12 protein-coding genes and 1 tRNA gene are annotated in these 15,037 nt (G+C 61.6%); 7 read left to right on the top strand and 6 right to left on the bottom strand.

What is annotated here, in order from left to right:
• Nucleotides 1-303 precede the first annotated feature (303 nt).
• The 4 genes from J7I86_RS06180 to J7I86_RS06195 all read left to right on the top strand — a co-directional run bounded on the left by J7I86_RS06180 (nucleotide 304) and on the right by J7I86_RS06195 (nucleotide 5,280).
• Nucleotides 304-1,869 carry an NCS1 family nucleobase:cation symporter-1 gene (locus tag J7I86_RS06180; protein WP_214817538.1) on the top strand — a complete coding sequence of 522 codons (1,566 nt, stop codon included), beginning with the start codon at nucleotides 304-306 and terminating at the stop codon, nucleotides 1,867-1,869.
• 98 nt (nucleotides 1,870-1,967) lie between these two features.
• A complete protein-coding gene (locus tag J7I86_RS06185) occupies nucleotides 1,968-2,726 on the top strand; it encodes an aspartate/glutamate racemase family protein (protein ID WP_214817541.1) in 759 nt (252 codons plus the stop codon).
• A gap of 34 nt (nucleotides 2,727-2,760) precedes the next feature.
• Nucleotides 2,761-3,528, top strand: a complete 768-nt coding sequence (locus J7I86_RS06190; RefSeq protein ID WP_214817546.1) for an SDR family oxidoreductase — start codon at nucleotides 2,761-2,763, stop codon at nucleotides 3,526-3,528.
• A 264-nt stretch (nucleotides 3,529-3,792) separates the two neighbouring features.
• Nucleotides 3,793-5,280, top strand: a complete 1,488-nt coding sequence (locus J7I86_RS06195) for a cation:dicarboxylate symporter family transporter (RefSeq protein WP_214817548.1) — start codon at nucleotides 3,793-3,795, stop codon at nucleotides 5,278-5,280.
• 69 nt (nucleotides 5,281-5,349) lie between these two features.
• On the opposite strand, the gene J7I86_RS06200 is transcribed toward J7I86_RS06195, so the two are convergent.
• Complete coding sequence (locus J7I86_RS06200; protein WP_214817551.1) at nucleotides 5,350-5,757, bottom strand: sterol carrier family protein; 408 nt, start codon at nucleotides 5,755-5,757, stop codon at nucleotides 5,350-5,352.
• A 40-nt stretch (nucleotides 5,758-5,797) separates the two neighbouring features.
• Nucleotides 5,798-6,814 (bottom strand): asparaginase, encoded by a 1,017-nt coding sequence (locus tag J7I86_RS06205; protein WP_214817554.1) that lies wholly within the window; start codon nucleotides 6,812-6,814, stop codon nucleotides 5,798-5,800.
• A 131-nt stretch (nucleotides 6,815-6,945) separates the two neighbouring features.
• On the opposite strand from J7I86_RS06205, the gene purD reads away from it, so the two are divergent.
• A complete protein-coding gene (gene purD / locus J7I86_RS06210) occupies nucleotides 6,946-8,256 on the top strand; it encodes a phosphoribosylamine--glycine ligase (RefSeq protein WP_159736340.1) in 1,311 nt (436 codons plus the stop codon).
• Between the two features lie 2 nt (nucleotides 8,257-8,258).
• Complete coding sequence (locus J7I86_RS06215) at nucleotides 8,259-9,197, top strand: phosphoribosylaminoimidazolesuccinocarboxamide synthase (RefSeq protein ID WP_214817557.1); 939 nt, start codon at nucleotides 8,259-8,261, stop codon at nucleotides 9,195-9,197.
• Nucleotides 9,198-9,272: 75 nt separating this feature from the next.
• On the opposite strand, the gene J7I86_RS06220 is transcribed toward J7I86_RS06215, so the two are convergent.
• On the bottom strand, nucleotides 9,273-10,538 hold the full coding sequence (locus J7I86_RS06220) for a helix-turn-helix transcriptional regulator (RefSeq protein ID WP_024818003.1): 1,266 nt from the start codon (nucleotides 10,536-10,538) through the stop codon (nucleotides 9,273-9,275).
• A 127-nt stretch (nucleotides 10,539-10,665) separates the two neighbouring features.
• Between J7I86_RS06220 and J7I86_RS06225 the strand changes: the two genes are divergently transcribed.
• The gene (locus tag J7I86_RS06225; protein WP_214817560.1) at nucleotides 10,666-10,890 is read left to right on the top strand and encodes a hypothetical protein; all 225 of its coding nucleotides are present in this window, start codon (nucleotides 10,666-10,668) and stop codon (nucleotides 10,888-10,890) included.
• A gap of 200 nt (nucleotides 10,891-11,090) precedes the next feature.
• Here J7I86_RS06225 and J7I86_RS06230 read toward each other — a convergent pair.
• The 3 genes from J7I86_RS06230 to J7I86_RS06240 all read right to left on the bottom strand — a co-directional run bounded on the left by J7I86_RS06230 (nucleotide 11,091) and on the right by J7I86_RS06240 (nucleotide 14,894).
• A tRNA-Pro gene (locus J7I86_RS06230) sits at nucleotides 11,091-11,167 on the bottom strand.
• A gap of 98 nt (nucleotides 11,168-11,265) precedes the next feature.
• Complete coding sequence (locus J7I86_RS06235) at nucleotides 11,266-13,098, bottom strand: ABC transporter ATP-binding protein (RefSeq protein WP_214817563.1); 1,833 nt, start codon at nucleotides 13,096-13,098, stop codon at nucleotides 11,266-11,268.
• Nucleotides 13,095-14,894, bottom strand: a complete 1,800-nt coding sequence (locus J7I86_RS06240) for an ABC transporter ATP-binding protein (protein ID WP_214817566.1) — start codon at nucleotides 14,892-14,894, stop codon at nucleotides 13,095-13,097. Before J7I86_RS06240 ends, J7I86_RS06235 begins: the two co-directional genes overlap by 4 nt.
• Nucleotides 14,895-15,037 lie beyond the last annotated feature (143 nt).

Here is a 15,037-nt window from a genome sequence, read left to right on the forward strand (position 1 = left end):
CTCCTGCAGCCACGTCCAACCTCTCTTCATTGAATGTCTGGGCGCTTGCTCTGTGGGGGCGCTCAAGGAATTTCGTATTGTGAGAATAAAATTCTGCAGTTCGAGATTACGTCTGCTGGTGGGCATCGTCAACACGGATTGCGTAACCAAAACAGTCAACTGGGAAAGCTTTGCCCAAGCAACCGAATGTGACCCTGCATACACAAGGAATCCTTGACGTTACGTGACCTGAGTCATAGAGTGCTTTCACTATTCAATAACTAGATTCCGCAATGTGGAATCAGTACGAAGTGGAGATCCACGATGCAGACGACTTCATCAGTCGGCGTCACTGGTACCCCGGGAGACACACCAGCAGGTGGCCCCAACCACCCGTCCGTGGGCAACACGGACCTTTGCGCTATTGCTTCCGAAGCATCAGGCCATACCATCAGCCCCAGTCTTTACAACATCGACCTCGCACCCACCAAGGCCAAGGGCCGCAAGTGGACCAGCTACAGCATCTTTACCCTCTGGGCCAACGACGTCCACAGCCTGGGTAACTACGCCTTCGCCATCGGACTGTTCTCCCTTGGTTTGGGCGGCTGGCAGATCCTGGTGGCGCTGGGAATCGGTGCCATCCTCCTCTTCGGACTGCTGAACTTCTCCGGGTTCATGGGCGAAAAAACCGGCGTCCCCTTCCCTGTCATGAGCCGCATCAGCTTCGGTATCAGGGGAGCGCAGATCGCCAGCCTGGTTCGCGGCGCCGTTGCCGTGGCTTGGTTCGGCATCCAGACCTATCTGGCCTCGGTGGTCCTCCGCGTCATGCTGGTAGCCATGGCTCCCGGTCTGAAGGACCTGGACAGCAACTCCATCCTTGGCCTTTCAACCTTGGGTTGGTTCTCCTTCGTGGCGCTCTGGATCGTGCAGCTGGTGATCGTCAGCTTCGGTATGGAAATGATCCGTAAGTACGAGGCTTTCGCAGGCCCGGTCATCCTTGTGACCATGGCCGCGATTGCTGTGTGGGTGTTCATCGAGGCCGGCGGCGCCATCCAGTGGTCCGGCATCAAGGGCCTTGAGGGTGGGGAAATGTGGCTCACCATCTTCGCCGGTGGAGCACTGTGGGTGTCCATCTACGGAACCTTCGTGCTGAACTTTTGCGACTTCACGCGGTCATCCACATCCAAGAAGTCGATCGTCAAGGGCAACTTCTGGGGCATCCCCATCAACATGCTCGTCTTTGGCGCCATCGTCGTGGTCATGGCTGGCGGACAGTACAAGATCAACGGCACGGTTATTGAGAGCCCCTCGGACATCGTGGAAAGCATCCCGAACACCCTGCTATTGGTCCTGGCATGCCTCGCCCTGCTGATCCTGACAGTGGCCGTGAATCTGATGGCCAACTTCGTCGCTCCGGTCTACGCCCTGACCAACCTTTTCCCGCGGCACCTGAACTTCCGCAAAGCAGCCTGGGTCAGCGGCACCATTGGCTTGGTGATCCTGCCGTGGAACCTCTACAACAACCCGATCGTCATTGTGTACTTCCTGGGTGGACTCGGTGCGTTGCTTGGACCGTTGTTCGGCGTCATCATGGCCGATTACTGGCTGGTCCGCCGCGGCAAGGTCAGCGTCCCCGAGCTTTACACTGAGGACCCCAAGGGCGCCTACTTCTACAAGCGGGGCGTAAACCCAAAGGCCATCATCGCAATGGTCCCCGCGGCAGCGATCGCGATCGCCATCGCGTTCATTCCAGCCTTGGCGGCGGCAGCACCGTTCGCTTGGTTTATCGGAGCCGGCGTTGCTGCGCTCACGTTCTTCGCGGTGGCTGACAAGAAGCAGCTCCACGAGGACGTTTCCGGCGAGCCGATCGCCGTCGCCAGCACCCACTGATTTACCGAAACATCAAGGCGTCGCCCGTCCTCCCGGATTCCAGCAACGGGATCCCGGCCACTCGGCAGAGGACGGGCGTTGCCGTTGAGAGGAAACCCGTGCGCATCCTTGTCGCAAACGTGAACACCACCCAGTCCATGACGGATTCCATCGCGGCCCAGGCCCGCGCGGTGGCTGCCCCCGGCACCGAAATCATCGGCATTACTCCGCGCTTCGGAGCCGACTCGTGCGAAGGAAACTTCGAAAGCTACCTCGCTGCAATTGCTGTCATGGACGCCGTGGTGAACTATCCCGAACCGTTCGACGCCGTCATCCAGGCGGGCTATGGGGAGCACGGCCGCGAAGGCCTGCAGGAACTCCTGGACGTCCCGGTGGTGGATATCACCGAGGCGGCAGCCAGCACCGCGATGTTCCTGGGCCACAAGTATTCAGTGGTCACCACGTTGGACCGCGCGGTTCCACTCATCGAGGACCGCCTCAAGCTCGCTGGCTTGGATGCACGGTGTGCCTCCGTCAGGGCCAGCGGTATGGCTGTGCTGGAACTCGAGGAATATCCAGAGCGAGCCGTTGAAGCAATCGTGAGCCAGGCGGAACAAGCGGTCCGCGATGACAAGGCGGAGGTTATTGTCCTGGGCTGCGGCGGCATGGCCGAATTGGACGAGCAGATCCGCCAGCGCACGGGTGTCCCTGTAGTGGACGGAGTGGCCGCGGCGGTGACCATTGCCGAATCCCTGGTGCGCCTCGGCCTGACCACGTCCAAAGTCAGGACGTATGCCACGCCGCGTCCGAAGACCGTAATAGGCTGGCCGATAACCTCAGCGCAAGCAGCAGCCCAGCCAGCCGAAGCCGCAAGCTGACTCTGTCACGAGCACTTCCCCGAAAGGCAACCACATGACTGACTCCAGCCCGCCCACAAACCCCAGGGTCGCCGTCGTGACCGGGGCCGGTTCGGGTATTGGGCGGGCCGTCGCCAAGCTCATGCTTGCCGAGGGTTACCGCGTTGCCTTGGCCGGCCGACGTGAGGCGCAACTGTTGGAAACTGCGGGCGATCACCCGGACGCGCTGGGGGTTCCGTGCGACGTGACAGCGCCCGACGACGTCGCGCGCCTTTTCGCGGAGGTTCGCCAACGCTGGGGTCGGGTTGATGTGCTGTTCAACAATGCCGGCATCTTCGGTCCGGCCGGCGACGTGGGCGAGATCAGCGTGGATGAGTGGGAAGCTACACTTCGCGTGAACGTCACCGGTTCCATGCTGTGTGCAGCCGAGGCTGTGCGGGCAATGAAAGCCCAAGAGCCTCGAGGTGGCCGCATCATCAACAACGGCTCCATTTCGGCGCACTCGCCCAGGCCCAGATCTGTGGCATATACGGTGACCAAGCACGCGATGACGGGCCTGACCAAGAGCATCGAGCTCGACGGCCGTGAATTTGGTATCACCTGCGGGCAAATCGACATCGGCAATACCCGCACCGAAATCATGGACACCATCGGCGTGGGGTCCGGTGCGCTGCAGGCGGACGGGAGTCGCAAGGTGGAGCCCATGTTCCCTGTGGACGACGCTGCCCGTGCTGTGCTGATGATGGCCAACATGCCGGCGTCGGCCAGCGTTGGATCCTTGGTGGTGACGGCTGCCGGCATGCCGTTCGTGGGCCGCGGTTAGCCCAACGAAGGCCCCCGAGGTGTGGGCGCGTACCGCCACCACCCACTTTGATTTCTCATTGCCCGTGACACGCCTGTAAGAGGGTGTGTCGCGGGCTTTTCTGTGCCAAAGAAGGTGGTGGAACACGGGCACCCACCGTAAAAACCAGATATGACTTCCACAATATGGAAATCGAATTTCCCCTTGCGGAATGGTGTGACCAGGCTTACATTTGAAAAACCCCCACAAAATGTGGGGCTGTTCCCAACTGATTGGTTCAGATCAATGAAGATCCCAGACTCCGCGGCGCTGAAGGCGAGTTCGGCCCCGCAGAAGAAAAAGCGGCTGTACAAGTCGCTCTTTTTTCAAATCCTGATCGCCGTCGTCGCAGGTGTACTCATCGGTCATTTTTGGCCGACCATTGGGTCCGCACTCCGGCCACTGGGCGATGGATTCATTCAACTCATCAAGATGATCATCGCTCCGCTGATTTTCCTCGTGATCGTCACGGGCATCTCGGCAGTGGGCGACGTCAAGGCGGTCGGAAGGGTCGGGGTCAAAGCGCTCCTGTACTTCACCGGCGCCACTCTTTTCGCCCTCGTCTTCGGGCTCATCGTCGGAAATATCGTTCAGCCTGGTGCTGGCCTTAATATCGACCCCGCTACGCTTTCCCAGGACGCACTCGATGCCAAGACCGGCCACGCCGTCCCCAAGGATGCCGCAGCGTTCATCCTTGACGTCATTCCCGTCAGCGTGATCGGTGCTTTTGCCAACAACAGTCTGCTTCAGGTGCTGTTCTTCTCAGTCTTCTTCGGCGCAGCAATTGTGGTCATTGGCCGCGAGCGTTGCCTTCCGGTGATCAGCCTCATGGAAACCGTCCTGGAGCTGATCTTCAAGATCATGTCCTGGATCATGAAAGTGGCTCCCATCGGTGCGTTCGGTGCCATGGCCTTCATCATCGGTCAGTATGGTGTGGGTACGCTCGGCACTTACGCGCTTCTCATAGCGTCGTGCTACGGTGCCGCCATCATCTTCATCGGTCTGCTGTTCCTGGTGGCCTGGGGCTTCGCCCGCGTACCGCTGTGGCAGTTCCTCAAGTACACCCGCGAGGAATTCCTCTTGGCGCTGGGCACCGCGTCCACAGAAGCTGTGATGCCGCGCATCATGACCAAGTTGACCAACGCCGGTTGCTCCCGTGCAACCACAGGTCTGGTGGTTCCCACCGGTTACTCCTTCAACTTGGACGGCGCCGCGATCTACCTCTCCATTTCGCTGTTGTTCCTGGCCCAGGCGTTCGGCCACAACCTTGACCTTGGCCAGCAGCTGGCAGCCCTGGGTGTTCTGCTCCTGACCTCCAAGGGCATGGCCGGAGTCCCGGGTTCGTCCTTCCTTGCACTCTCCGCTACCGCTGCCGCCCTCGGCATCTTCCCGGTTGCCGGCGTCGCCCTCCTCCTCGGAGCCGACCGCCTCATGGACTCCATGCGCGTCGTAGTGAACCTGCTCGGCAACTGCGTGGCCACGTTTGTGGTGGCCAAGTGGGAAGGGCAGTTCGACCGCAGCGTCATGGTCCGCGCCTTCAACGGTGAGATCACCAACGAGGACACCGCCATCATGCTCGGCAAGGAAGACGTCTACGCACAGCAGGAATTGGAACGCATCAGTGGTGGCCAGGAGCCCTCGCCAAAGTTCCGCGGAGGCCCTACTGCTGACGCCATCCCGCAGTTTGAGATGAGCAAGCCCGGCAAACCGACCACGCCGATTTGCCCGGACTAGCACAATAGTTTTTGTATAGCTGATGCCCTTAAGACGCCGTCTTAGGGGCATTAGCTGTACAACAACTCCTCAGAGCGGAAGCAGCTCGGCGAGGTCCGCACGCAAGCCGGACGCCGTCAGCTGGTGGTTCGACACTGCCTCTCCCCAGGAAATCCTGCCAGTCACCAAGGACAGCCAGGTGGCGGCGTCGCACTCGATCACATTCGGGGGAGTACCGCGCGTGTGGCGGGGCCCCTCAACACACTGCGTCACGCCGAACGGCGGCACCCGGACTTCCACGGAGTTGCCGGGTGCGCGGGCGGTGACTTCCTCCAGGGAGTAGCGCACCGCCGTCGCAATCAAGGCGCGCGACGGCGGGGTCCCGGCATTGCTGCCCGGCTCACCGCCGTTGCCACTGGAAGGCTCGACGGCGGCCTGCCAGGCTGCCAGCGCGGCGCGGCCTTCCTCAATGTTGACGCGGCGTCGTGCGACGGCCATGGGTTTTTCTCCTCAGAAGTACTAGTCCAGCCAAGAATTACTAGTCCAGCAGGGCGGAGACGGCGTGGCCAAGCCGGATCTTGCCGACCTCGTGGCCGCCGCCGAGTACGGGCTCAACTACTCGCTCAAGAACGTTGGAAACTGCCGGGATGTCCACGGCCCCGCTCACAGCCAGAAGAGTCAGTCCCACCAGAGAGGTGGCCCGGAGGTTCCCGTCCAGCATCTTCACGGCAACAGTGGCGCCGGTGGGGGTCGCCAGGACCAAGACGCCCTCAGCCCCGATTTTGGCCAGGACGTCCAGTTCTTCCATGACGATTGTGTTGGACTCGCCCTTACCCTGGACGGCCCAAGGGTAGTCCAACATGGATGTGGCAATGGTGGCGGCGCGCGCGTTGGACGATTTATCACCCGGGGACTTGGCCAAGCGGGAGTAGGCCCGGGCGAGGCCGGTCAGCGAAATGGCGGCAACAGGTGCGCCGCAGCCGTCTATGCCCAAGTGGGAGATCGTTTCGCCGCTGTATTCCTCGATCACCAAGCGAACACGCTGTTGGAGTGGGTGATTGGGCTCAAGATAGCTGCGCAAGTCCCAGCCGTTTTCGGTACACGCCCACAGGAATGCAGCGTGCTTGCCGGAGCAGTTGAAAGCGAGCCTGGATTGGCCGCGCTCCGAACGGACAAGCCAGTTTCGGGCCGTCTCGTCCTGGGGCCAGGCGGTGGGGCACTGAAGGTTATCTTCCTTCACGCCCGCTGCCTTGAGCATTCCCTCAACAATGTCCATGTGGTCCAAGGACCCCGTGTGGCTGCCGCAGGCCACAGCAACTTGTGCGCCGCGGAGGGGAACGCCGGATTGCATGGAAGCCAGGGCTTGGAAGGGTTTAAGGGTGGAGCGGGCCATGATGGGAGCGTCGATGTCACCGAGACGGGTGACCACCGAGCCGTCACCGGAAAGAACCACGGCCGCGCCGATGTGCCGGGACTCAATAAAGCCACTTCGTTCGATCACTGCCAGTTCCACCGCAGACTCAACGTTGAACGTTTCATGCGAACTTATGGGCATGAAGCAAGTCTAGGGGCGCGGCAAGGTGGTTCCCCGGTCATACGCGCGCCCGCGCGTGATCCCGTGCACGTGGGGTCCGGTGAATGACACAGCTTAGGCGGCTCGCCCTTCACAAAGTACCCTTGAGGACTGTGAAGGTACTCGTCATTGGCCCAGGCGGCCGCGAACACGCCATTGTCCGCTCTCTGCTTGAAGATCCCAACGTTTCCGAGGTCCACGCGGCCCCAGGCAACGCCGGCATCAGCAAACTCGTTCCCACCCACGCGATTGACGGGAACAATCCGGAAGCCGTGTCCGCCCTCGCCACCAAGTTGGGCGTGGACTTGGTTGTTGTAGGACCCGAGGCGCCCTTGGCTGCCGGTGTGTCCGACGCCGTCCGCGAAGCAGGCATTCCGGTATTCGGCCCCAGTAAGGAAGCCGCCCAACTGGAGGCTTCCAAGGCGTTTGCCAAGCAGATCATGGCCGAAGCGAACGTTCCCACGGCCATGGCCCGCGTTGCCACCAACGCCGAGGAAGCTGCTGACGCCCTGGACACCTTCGGCGCACCGCACGTTGTCAAGGACGATGGCCTGGCCGCAGGCAAGGGTGTCGTGGTCACCAGAGACCGCGCGGAGGCTTTGGCACACGCACAGGCGTGCTTCGACGCCGGTGGGACCGTGGTGATCGAGGAATTCCTTGACGGCCCCGAGGTTTCCCTCTTCGTCCTTTGTGACGGCCGTACAACCGTTCCGTTGTCCCCGGCGCAGGACTTCAAGCGCATCTTCGACAACGATGAAGGCCCCAACACCGGCGGCATGGGTGCGTACACCCCGCTCGAATGGGCTCCCGAGGGCCTCGTCCAGGAAGTCATCGACCGCGTGGCCCAACCCACCGTGGACGAGATGGCCCGCCGCGGCACTCCCTTTGTTGGCGTGCTGTACTGCGGCCTCGCCCTGACATCCCGTGGCACACGCGTCATCGAGTTCAACGTCCGCTTCGGCGATCCCGAGACGCAGGCCGTCCTCGCCCGCCTCAAGACCCCGCTCGGCGCGCTGCTGCTGGCAGCTGCCAAGGGCGAACTGGACACCGCAGAAGAGCTGCGCTGGTCCAAGGACACGGCAGTCGCCGTCGTCGTTGCTGCCGAGAACTACCCGGACGCGCCCCGCACGGGCGATCGCATTCGCGGCCTGAAGAAGGTTGACGAGCTGGACGGCGTCCATGTGGTTCACGCCGGCACCAAGTTGGACGACGAAGGCAAGGTGGTTTCCGCCGGTGGACGCGTCCTCGCGGTGGTGGCGCTCGGTTCCGATCTTGTGGAGGCGCGCGAAAAAGCGTACGACGGCGTTGAGCTGGTTCAGCTTGAAGGCTCACAGTTCCGTACGGACATCGGTGGCAAAGCCGCCCGAGGCGAAATCCGCGTGCCGTACACGGCCACCGGAACCATCCCGAAAGTGCAGGCCTGAACATGACTGAAGGCATCCCCACCGGCGGCTTCGAAACCGAAACACTGGAACTCCCGGGCTGGACGCACGTCTACTCCGGCAAGGTCCGCGACCTGTACGTCCCGACCGACGAAGCAATCACGGAAAAGATCGGCCAGGACTGCGTGCTGGTTGTCGCCAGCGACCGCATCAGCGCCTACGATCACGTGCTGAGCAGCGAAATACCGGACAAAGGCCGCGTCCTGACGCAGCTGAGCCTGTGGTGGTTCGATCAGTTGGACGTTGAGCACCACGTGCTGGCCTCCACGGTTGAGGGTGGCGTTCCTGCCGCCGTTGAGGGCCGGGCCATGATCTGCAAGAAGCTGGACATGTTCCCTGTGGAATGCATCGCGCGCGGCTACCTCACCGGCTCCGGCTTGGCTGAGTACAAGGAATCCCGCACGGTGTGCGACATTCCACTGCCGGAGGGTTTGGTCGATGGTTCACGCTTGGAGAAAGCACTCTTCACGCCCTCTGCCAAGGCCGAAGTGGGCGAGCACGACGTCAACATCACTTACGACGACGTCGTGGCCATGGTAGGCGACGACATCGCTGCCCGCCTCAGTGAACTCACGCTGAAGATCTACACGCGTGCCGAGGAGATCGCCCGCGAACGCGGCATCATCCTGGCTGACACCAAGGTGGAGTTCGGCATCGACGCAGCCACTGGCATCATCACCTTGGGCGACGAAGTACTCACCCCGGACTCTTCACGGTTCTGGGATGCGTCCACGTACGCGCCGGGTCAGTCGCAGCCTTCGTATGACAAGCAGTACGTCCGCGACTGGCTGACCTCCGCCGAGTCCGGCTGGGACAAGTCCTCCGACACTCCGCCGCCGGCATTGCCTGCCGAGGTTGTGGAGCGCACCCGCGCCCGCTACGTGGAGGCCTACGAGAAGCTCACGGGCCGCACCTTCGCCTAAAGCACCCAACTGAGTCGCAGTTAAGCGCGTTTTGACCGCTCAAAACGCGCTTAACTGGGACTTACTTGGGTTAAGTCAGGCTTGCGAGTGTTCCTTCGCGGCACGGCGCTCGGCCAGGCGGATCTCCAGCACTGCGTCCATGGCCTGTTGCACCCGGTCCGAGGCTCCTGCCGCACTGAAGTCGTGCTGTGCCTCTTCCAGGAACTGGAGAGCCTCAGCGGCTTCCCCTGCTGCTTTCAAGGACTTCCCCAGCAACAGCGAGACTTCCCCGGCGGTGTGCCGGGCCAGCACCTTGCGGTCTGCGTAAATTTCGCGGAGCTTCTCCACGGCTGCAGGGATATCCCCTGTCAGGTACAGCCAGCGGGCGCGGATGAATGCGACCTCCAACTGGTCCGTCTTGTTGCCGCCCACTATGGACAGCGCGAGTTCGGCACGTTCAATGGCAGACAACGTCTCCGGTTCAACGATCCCAGAGGACAGTCGAACCGCTGCGGACGCTTTGTTGAATCGGGCCCACAGTTCAATGTCGTTGGCGGGGGAGAGGAGCTTGGCTGCACGTTCGTGGTGCTTGATACCCTCAACGTAGTCGTGGCGCATGAAGGCAACGTTGCCAACAACCCAAGCCACTTCGCCGGCCAGTTGCGACATGGAGTGCTCGTCCATGTGCTCGATCATCGCCAGGCAGTACTCCCAGGCCTCGTCCAGCTTGCCGCTCTCGGCAAGAGCGCCGATTAGCGCGCGGTGCGCACCGATAATGAGTGTGGATCCCTTGGGCAGCTGCTCGCTGAGTTTGACGGCTTGTTTGGCATGCTCGACGGCGGTGGCCAGCTGACCTTGTCCGTGACACACCGCGGCAAGCATCTGCCATGCGCGCACTCCAAGACCGGCCGATTCCGTGGCCATGGGGTGTTCCAGGAGGTGTTCAACAATTTGCTGGCATTCCTTCAACTGGCCTTGCTTCATCACGCACTCGGCCTGCATGTACGTCATGTTCCACCAGGCGCTGTTGTTCTTGGCCTCAAGGGCAATCTGCGCTGCGGTTGCTGCGTGGCTGGCGGCGAGTTGGTAGTCGCGGAGATCCCAGGCCTGCCGGGCGTAGAGGCCGGCGAGGACGTACTCGGCGTCGCTTACGGAAACGGGTTGGCTCCACGCTTCAAGTGCTTTGGGCGCCAGCTCAAGCCGGCGGGCGAGCTCCTCGATGACTTCGGCGGTGGGCTCGCGGCGACCTGTCTCGAGCAACGAAATATAGCTCGGTGAATACAGGTTTTTGCCGAGCTCTGCCTGGGTTAACCCACGTTCGAGCCGTTCGGCACGTAGCTTCTCGCCGAATCCGTTTCCCACGGGTCCCTCCTACAGGTGTCTTTTGACCAAAACCTTGACAGTCTCTGTGGAAAACATTTTACAATGTATGTCAACAGGGACCGTGCAATTTCCGTAACGAATCCGACTCGCATTGGGGTACAACATCATGTTCAAGAAAATCATTGCTTCAGTGGCCGTGGCGGGCGCACTGACGCTCGCGGTTGCGGCTCCCGGTGTAGTCTCTGCTGCTCCCGCAGCAGATTCCAGCACAGTAAGCGCCATTGGTAACTGGCCGGATCCTATGCGGTCCACAACCACGACGCCCAAGAAGGACACGTCCGAAACGACAGTCAGCACGATGTCGATCGGCAACTGGCCTGATCCTATGTAAAACAATTGTAGTAAAAGAAACCCCGGAGCGTGACGAGCGATGCTCCGGGGTTTTTTATGTCCTGCCCTGGTAGGCCACTGAAAGCATAGTGACGCGCGGCAGGTAGGCCAACCGGCACGATGGTACATGTGGATAAGTCCGGGTGCGTTGGCCAACTTAAAGCAAAAATGGCGCCGATTTCTCGACGCCATTTTCGTGTTTGGTCGGGATGACAGGATTTGAACCTGCGACCTCTTCGTCCCGAACGAAGCGCGCTACCAAGCTGCGCTACATCCCGATCCGCTGCGAAAGCAACTGTTCAAGAATAGCCGAAACGTCCCGTGATGCGAAATCGAGGAGCCGGTGTCGCTACTCACAGCCGCCACGCCGCGAAAGCTACACCAACGAGTCCCGCCAAGCCCCGTGCAGTTGGGCAAACCGTCCACCGCCCGTGATCAGTTCAGCGGGGGTCCCGTCCTCCACAATACGTCCGTCGTGGACCACAAGAACCCTGTCAGCTGTCTCCACTGTTGAGAGTCGGTGGGCGATGATGATGGCCGTGCGGGCTCCCCTGCCACCAGCCACTTCCTCCAATAGGCTGGACAATCCCTGCTGGACCATCCGCTCAGAAGGGATGTCCAAGGAGGACGTTGCCTCGTCCAGTATCAGCACGGCCGGTGCGGCCAGGAAAGCGCGGGCGAAGCCGATGAGCTGGCGTTGACCGGAAGACACCCGGCCACCCCGCTTGTTGACGTCCGTGTCGTATCCCTCGGGGAGGCTCATGATGAACTCGTGGGCCCCCACAGCTGTAGCAGCGGCCTCGATTTCGGACCGCGAAGCCTCGGGACGACCGAGAGCGATGTTGTCCGCCACGGAGCCGCTGAAGAGGAAAGCCTCCTGCGTCACCATCACCACGGCGCGGCGGAGGTCCGTGGTGGAGAGGTCCCTTAGATCGATGCCGTCCAAGGTGATGGCCCCCGACGTGACATCGTAGAAGCGGGCCACGAGCTTGGCCAACGTCGACTTGCCGGCACCCGTTTGACCCACCAAGGCAACGGTTTGACCAGCCGGAATGTGCAGATCAAGCGTCGGAACAACCACCTTGCCGTCGCTGTAACCGAACTCCACGCCCTTGAAGTCGATTTCGCCGCGTGAGCTCTTCAACGCCACGGGGTTCTTCGGTGGACGGACGGTAGGTATTTCCTCAAGAAGTCCGGACACCTTTTCCAGCGCAGCCTGTGCACTCTGGAACGAGTTGTAGAACATTGCCATCTGGTCCACCGGCTGGAAGAAGCGCTTCGTGGACAAGATGAGTGCCAGCAGCACGCCAACGGCAAGGTCTCCACTTAGCACCCGGAAGCCGCCAAACAGCAGGACCACGGCCACGCAGACATTGCCGATCAGCACCAAGCCGGGCTGGAAAATGCCGTTCAGGTTGATGGAGCGGACAGTGTTCTTGCGGTAGTCCTCGGCCAACTCACCGTACCGGGAAGCGTTCTCGCGCTCTTTGCGGAACGCCTTCACCGCACGGATACCCGTCATGGTCTCCACGAAGTGGACGATCAGCCGGGCAGAGACCACACGCGACTCACGGAAGGCGATCTGTGAATGCTTTTGGTACCAGCGGGCAAGGAAGAACATGGGCACACCGGCCGCCAGGACAATCAAACCGCTGCGCCAGTCCAGCGCAAAGATCGTGAAAGCGGTGAACACCATGAACAGCATGCCGGACGCCAAGGAGCTTACGCCCGAATCCAACAATTCGCGCAGCGCTTCCAGGTCCGAGGTCTGCCGGGCAATGATGCGGCCGGAGGTGTACTTCTCGTGGAATTCCAGGCTCAACCGCTGGGTATGCCGGAAGACCCGCAGGCGCAGATCCAGCAGCATGGCCTGGCTGAGCCGGGCAGTGGAGGTCACGTACAGGGCGGTCATTCCGGCCGTGGCGATCGCAGCCGCCAAGTACAGAGCACCAGCCAGCACCAAGGGTCCATTGTCGCCAGCCTGCAACGCAGGAAGGGCATTGTCGATTCCGAAAGCAATCAGGGCAGGCCCGGCAACCCGGGTGAGCTGCGAAACCACCACCATTGCGATCGTCAGCCAGAAACGCAAGCGCACAGGGCGGATGAGTGAGGCAAGCAAGGTGAGCGACCGGCGTCGTACGGCTTTGCTGTCTGCTTTGCTGAGGAGAGTGTTGTCCTCGTTGGCGGTTCCAAACGTTGCGGCACTCACCGGCGGGCCTCCTCTGCTTCTTCGAGTTCGTCAAGTTCGGTATCCAGGTCCTTGGGACCGGCGTCCAGACTGGCGATGACGTAGCGGTAATGATCGTTCTCGGCCAACAGTTCCGTATGGGTCCCGACGGCGGTGATGGTTCCGTTTTCGAGCAATGCCACGCGGTCCGCCAAGGCCACGGTGGAGGGGCGGTGCGCGACGATCAGAGTGGTGGTTTCGCGCAGGACCTCACGCAAACGGGCCTCCACGCGTTCCTCGGTATTTACGTCCAGGGCAGATAGGGGATCGTCCAGGACCAGAACTCTCGGCTTGGCGGCGATGGCGCGGGCCAACGCAATGCGTTGCCGCTGGCCGCCGGACAGGCTCAAACCTTCCTCGCCGATCAGGGTGTCCACGCCGTCCGGCAACGAGTACGCGAACTGTGCCTGAGCCACGTCCAACGCCTCGTCCAGGGCAGCATCGCTGGGATTCGGAGCGCCTAGGAGGACGTTGTCCCGGACCGAACTGGAGAACAGCGTGGTGTCCTCGAATGCTACGGCGACGATCTTGCGGAGTTCGTCGATTTCGTAGTCACGGACATCCACACCGTCGATCGTCACGGCGCCCTCGGTGACATCGTAGAGGCGGGGGACCAGCTGGAGCAGGGCGCTCTTGCCGCTACCCGTGATGCCCACCAGGGCCATGGTCTCGCCGGGGTGGATATCCAGGGTGACGTCGTGCAGGAGGGTGCCGCCGTCGTCGAACCCGAAACCTGCGTGCTCAAAGCGCAAGGCACCCTTCACGCGTTCCGGAACTGCGGCCTGGTCCGGCGAGGTGATGGTGTTTTCCGTGTCCATCACCTCAAAGTGACGGTCCAGGGCGGTCTTGGCGGTCAGTGCCATGGCCAGAAGCATGCCGGAGAATTCCACGGGCGTGGCCACCACGGCAGCTGTTGCGAAGAACGCCACCAGAGCGCCGATGCTGAGTTCCCCACTCGCGGCGAGCATGATGCCCACCACCAGCCCGAAGCCCAGCGCCAGTTCCGGCAGCAACGTCACCACCAGTGTGAACCCGGCCTGCTGCTTGGCCTTGGCGATCTCGGTTTGGCGCAGTTCTTCCGCCTGGCCGTTGAAGTTTTCCAGCGCTTCGCGGCTCCGGCCGAAAGCCTTCAGCACGCGGATGCCGTGGACGGATTCCTCCACGGTGGTGGCGAGGTCGCCGGCTTGGTCCTGGCTGAGACGGGTGACCAAGCTGAAGCGGCGGCGGAAGCGGAAAGAGTTGATCATGATCGGCACGGCCGCTGCCAGGAAGATCAGCGCCAGCTGCCAGCTCATGGAGAACATCACGCCCACGCCGATGATCACCGTCAGCGTGGTGACCACCAACATGATCGCGCCGAAGGCCATCCAGCGGCGCAGGAAACTCAAGTCCGTCATGGCGCGCGAGAGCAACTGGCCCGAACCCCAGCGGTCGTGGAACGCAACGGTGAGCTGCTGCAAGTGGCCGTACAGAGTCACGCGCATCCGGGTCTCCACCGTGGTGGCGGGGTTGATGACGAACTGCCGGCGCAGGGCCACCAGCCCGGCTTCAGCAATACCCAAAGCAAGAATTACGACGGCGGCAATCCAGACGGCGTCCGTGGAACCGCCAGGCTGCAGCGAGTTGTTGACCAGGACCCGCAACACTTGCGGGATGGTCAGTGCAACAATGCTGGCCAATAGGGCGCAGATGAGGCCCATGAATAGTCGGGGGAGGATGGGCCGCACGTGAGGGTACAGGCGGCCGACGGAGGTGAAGAATGACGTTTGCTTGGACATGCCCGCTTCTCAACAGCTGGATCTTCAGATGGTGCGGAGGTAGTTTCCCGTAGCAACTACCCTATGTCATGGCGTGATTCGTTTCACAGAACAACGCAACGTAGGTGAAATGTTTGACCCAGTTATTGAGGATCGTAATAATC

The organism is Arthrobacter sp. ISL-95 (assembly GCF_018613695.1).
Classification (GTDB): Bacteria; Actinomycetota; Actinomycetes; order Actinomycetales; family Micrococcaceae; genus Arthrobacter.

Coding starts and splice junctions, on each gene's coding strand:
- J7I86_RS06195 (WP_214817548.1), top strand. CDS start 3,793: ATGAAGATCCCAGACTCCGCGGCGCTGAAGGCGAGTTCGGCCCCGCAG.
- J7I86_RS06205 (WP_214817554.1), bottom strand. CDS start 6,814: ATGCCCATAAGTTCGCATGAAACGTTCAACGTTGAGTCTGCGGTGGAA.
- J7I86_RS06190 (WP_214817546.1), top strand. CDS start 2,761: ATGACTGACTCCAGCCCGCCCACAAACCCCAGGGTCGCCGTCGTGACC.
- J7I86_RS06200 (WP_214817551.1), bottom strand. CDS start 5,757: ATGGCCGTCGCACGACGCCGCGTCAACATTGAGGAAGGCCGCGCCGCG.
- J7I86_RS06225 (WP_214817560.1), top strand. CDS start 10,666: ATGTTCAAGAAAATCATTGCTTCAGTGGCCGTGGCGGGCGCACTGACG.
- J7I86_RS06215 (WP_214817557.1), top strand. CDS start 8,259: ATGACTGAAGGCATCCCCACCGGCGGCTTCGAAACCGAAACACTGGAA.
- J7I86_RS06240 (WP_214817566.1), bottom strand. CDS start 14,894: ATGTCCAAGCAAACGTCATTCTTCACCTCCGTCGGCCGCCTGTACCCT.
- J7I86_RS06180 (WP_214817538.1), top strand. CDS start 304: ATGCAGACGACTTCATCAGTCGGCGTCACTGGTACCCCGGGAGACACA.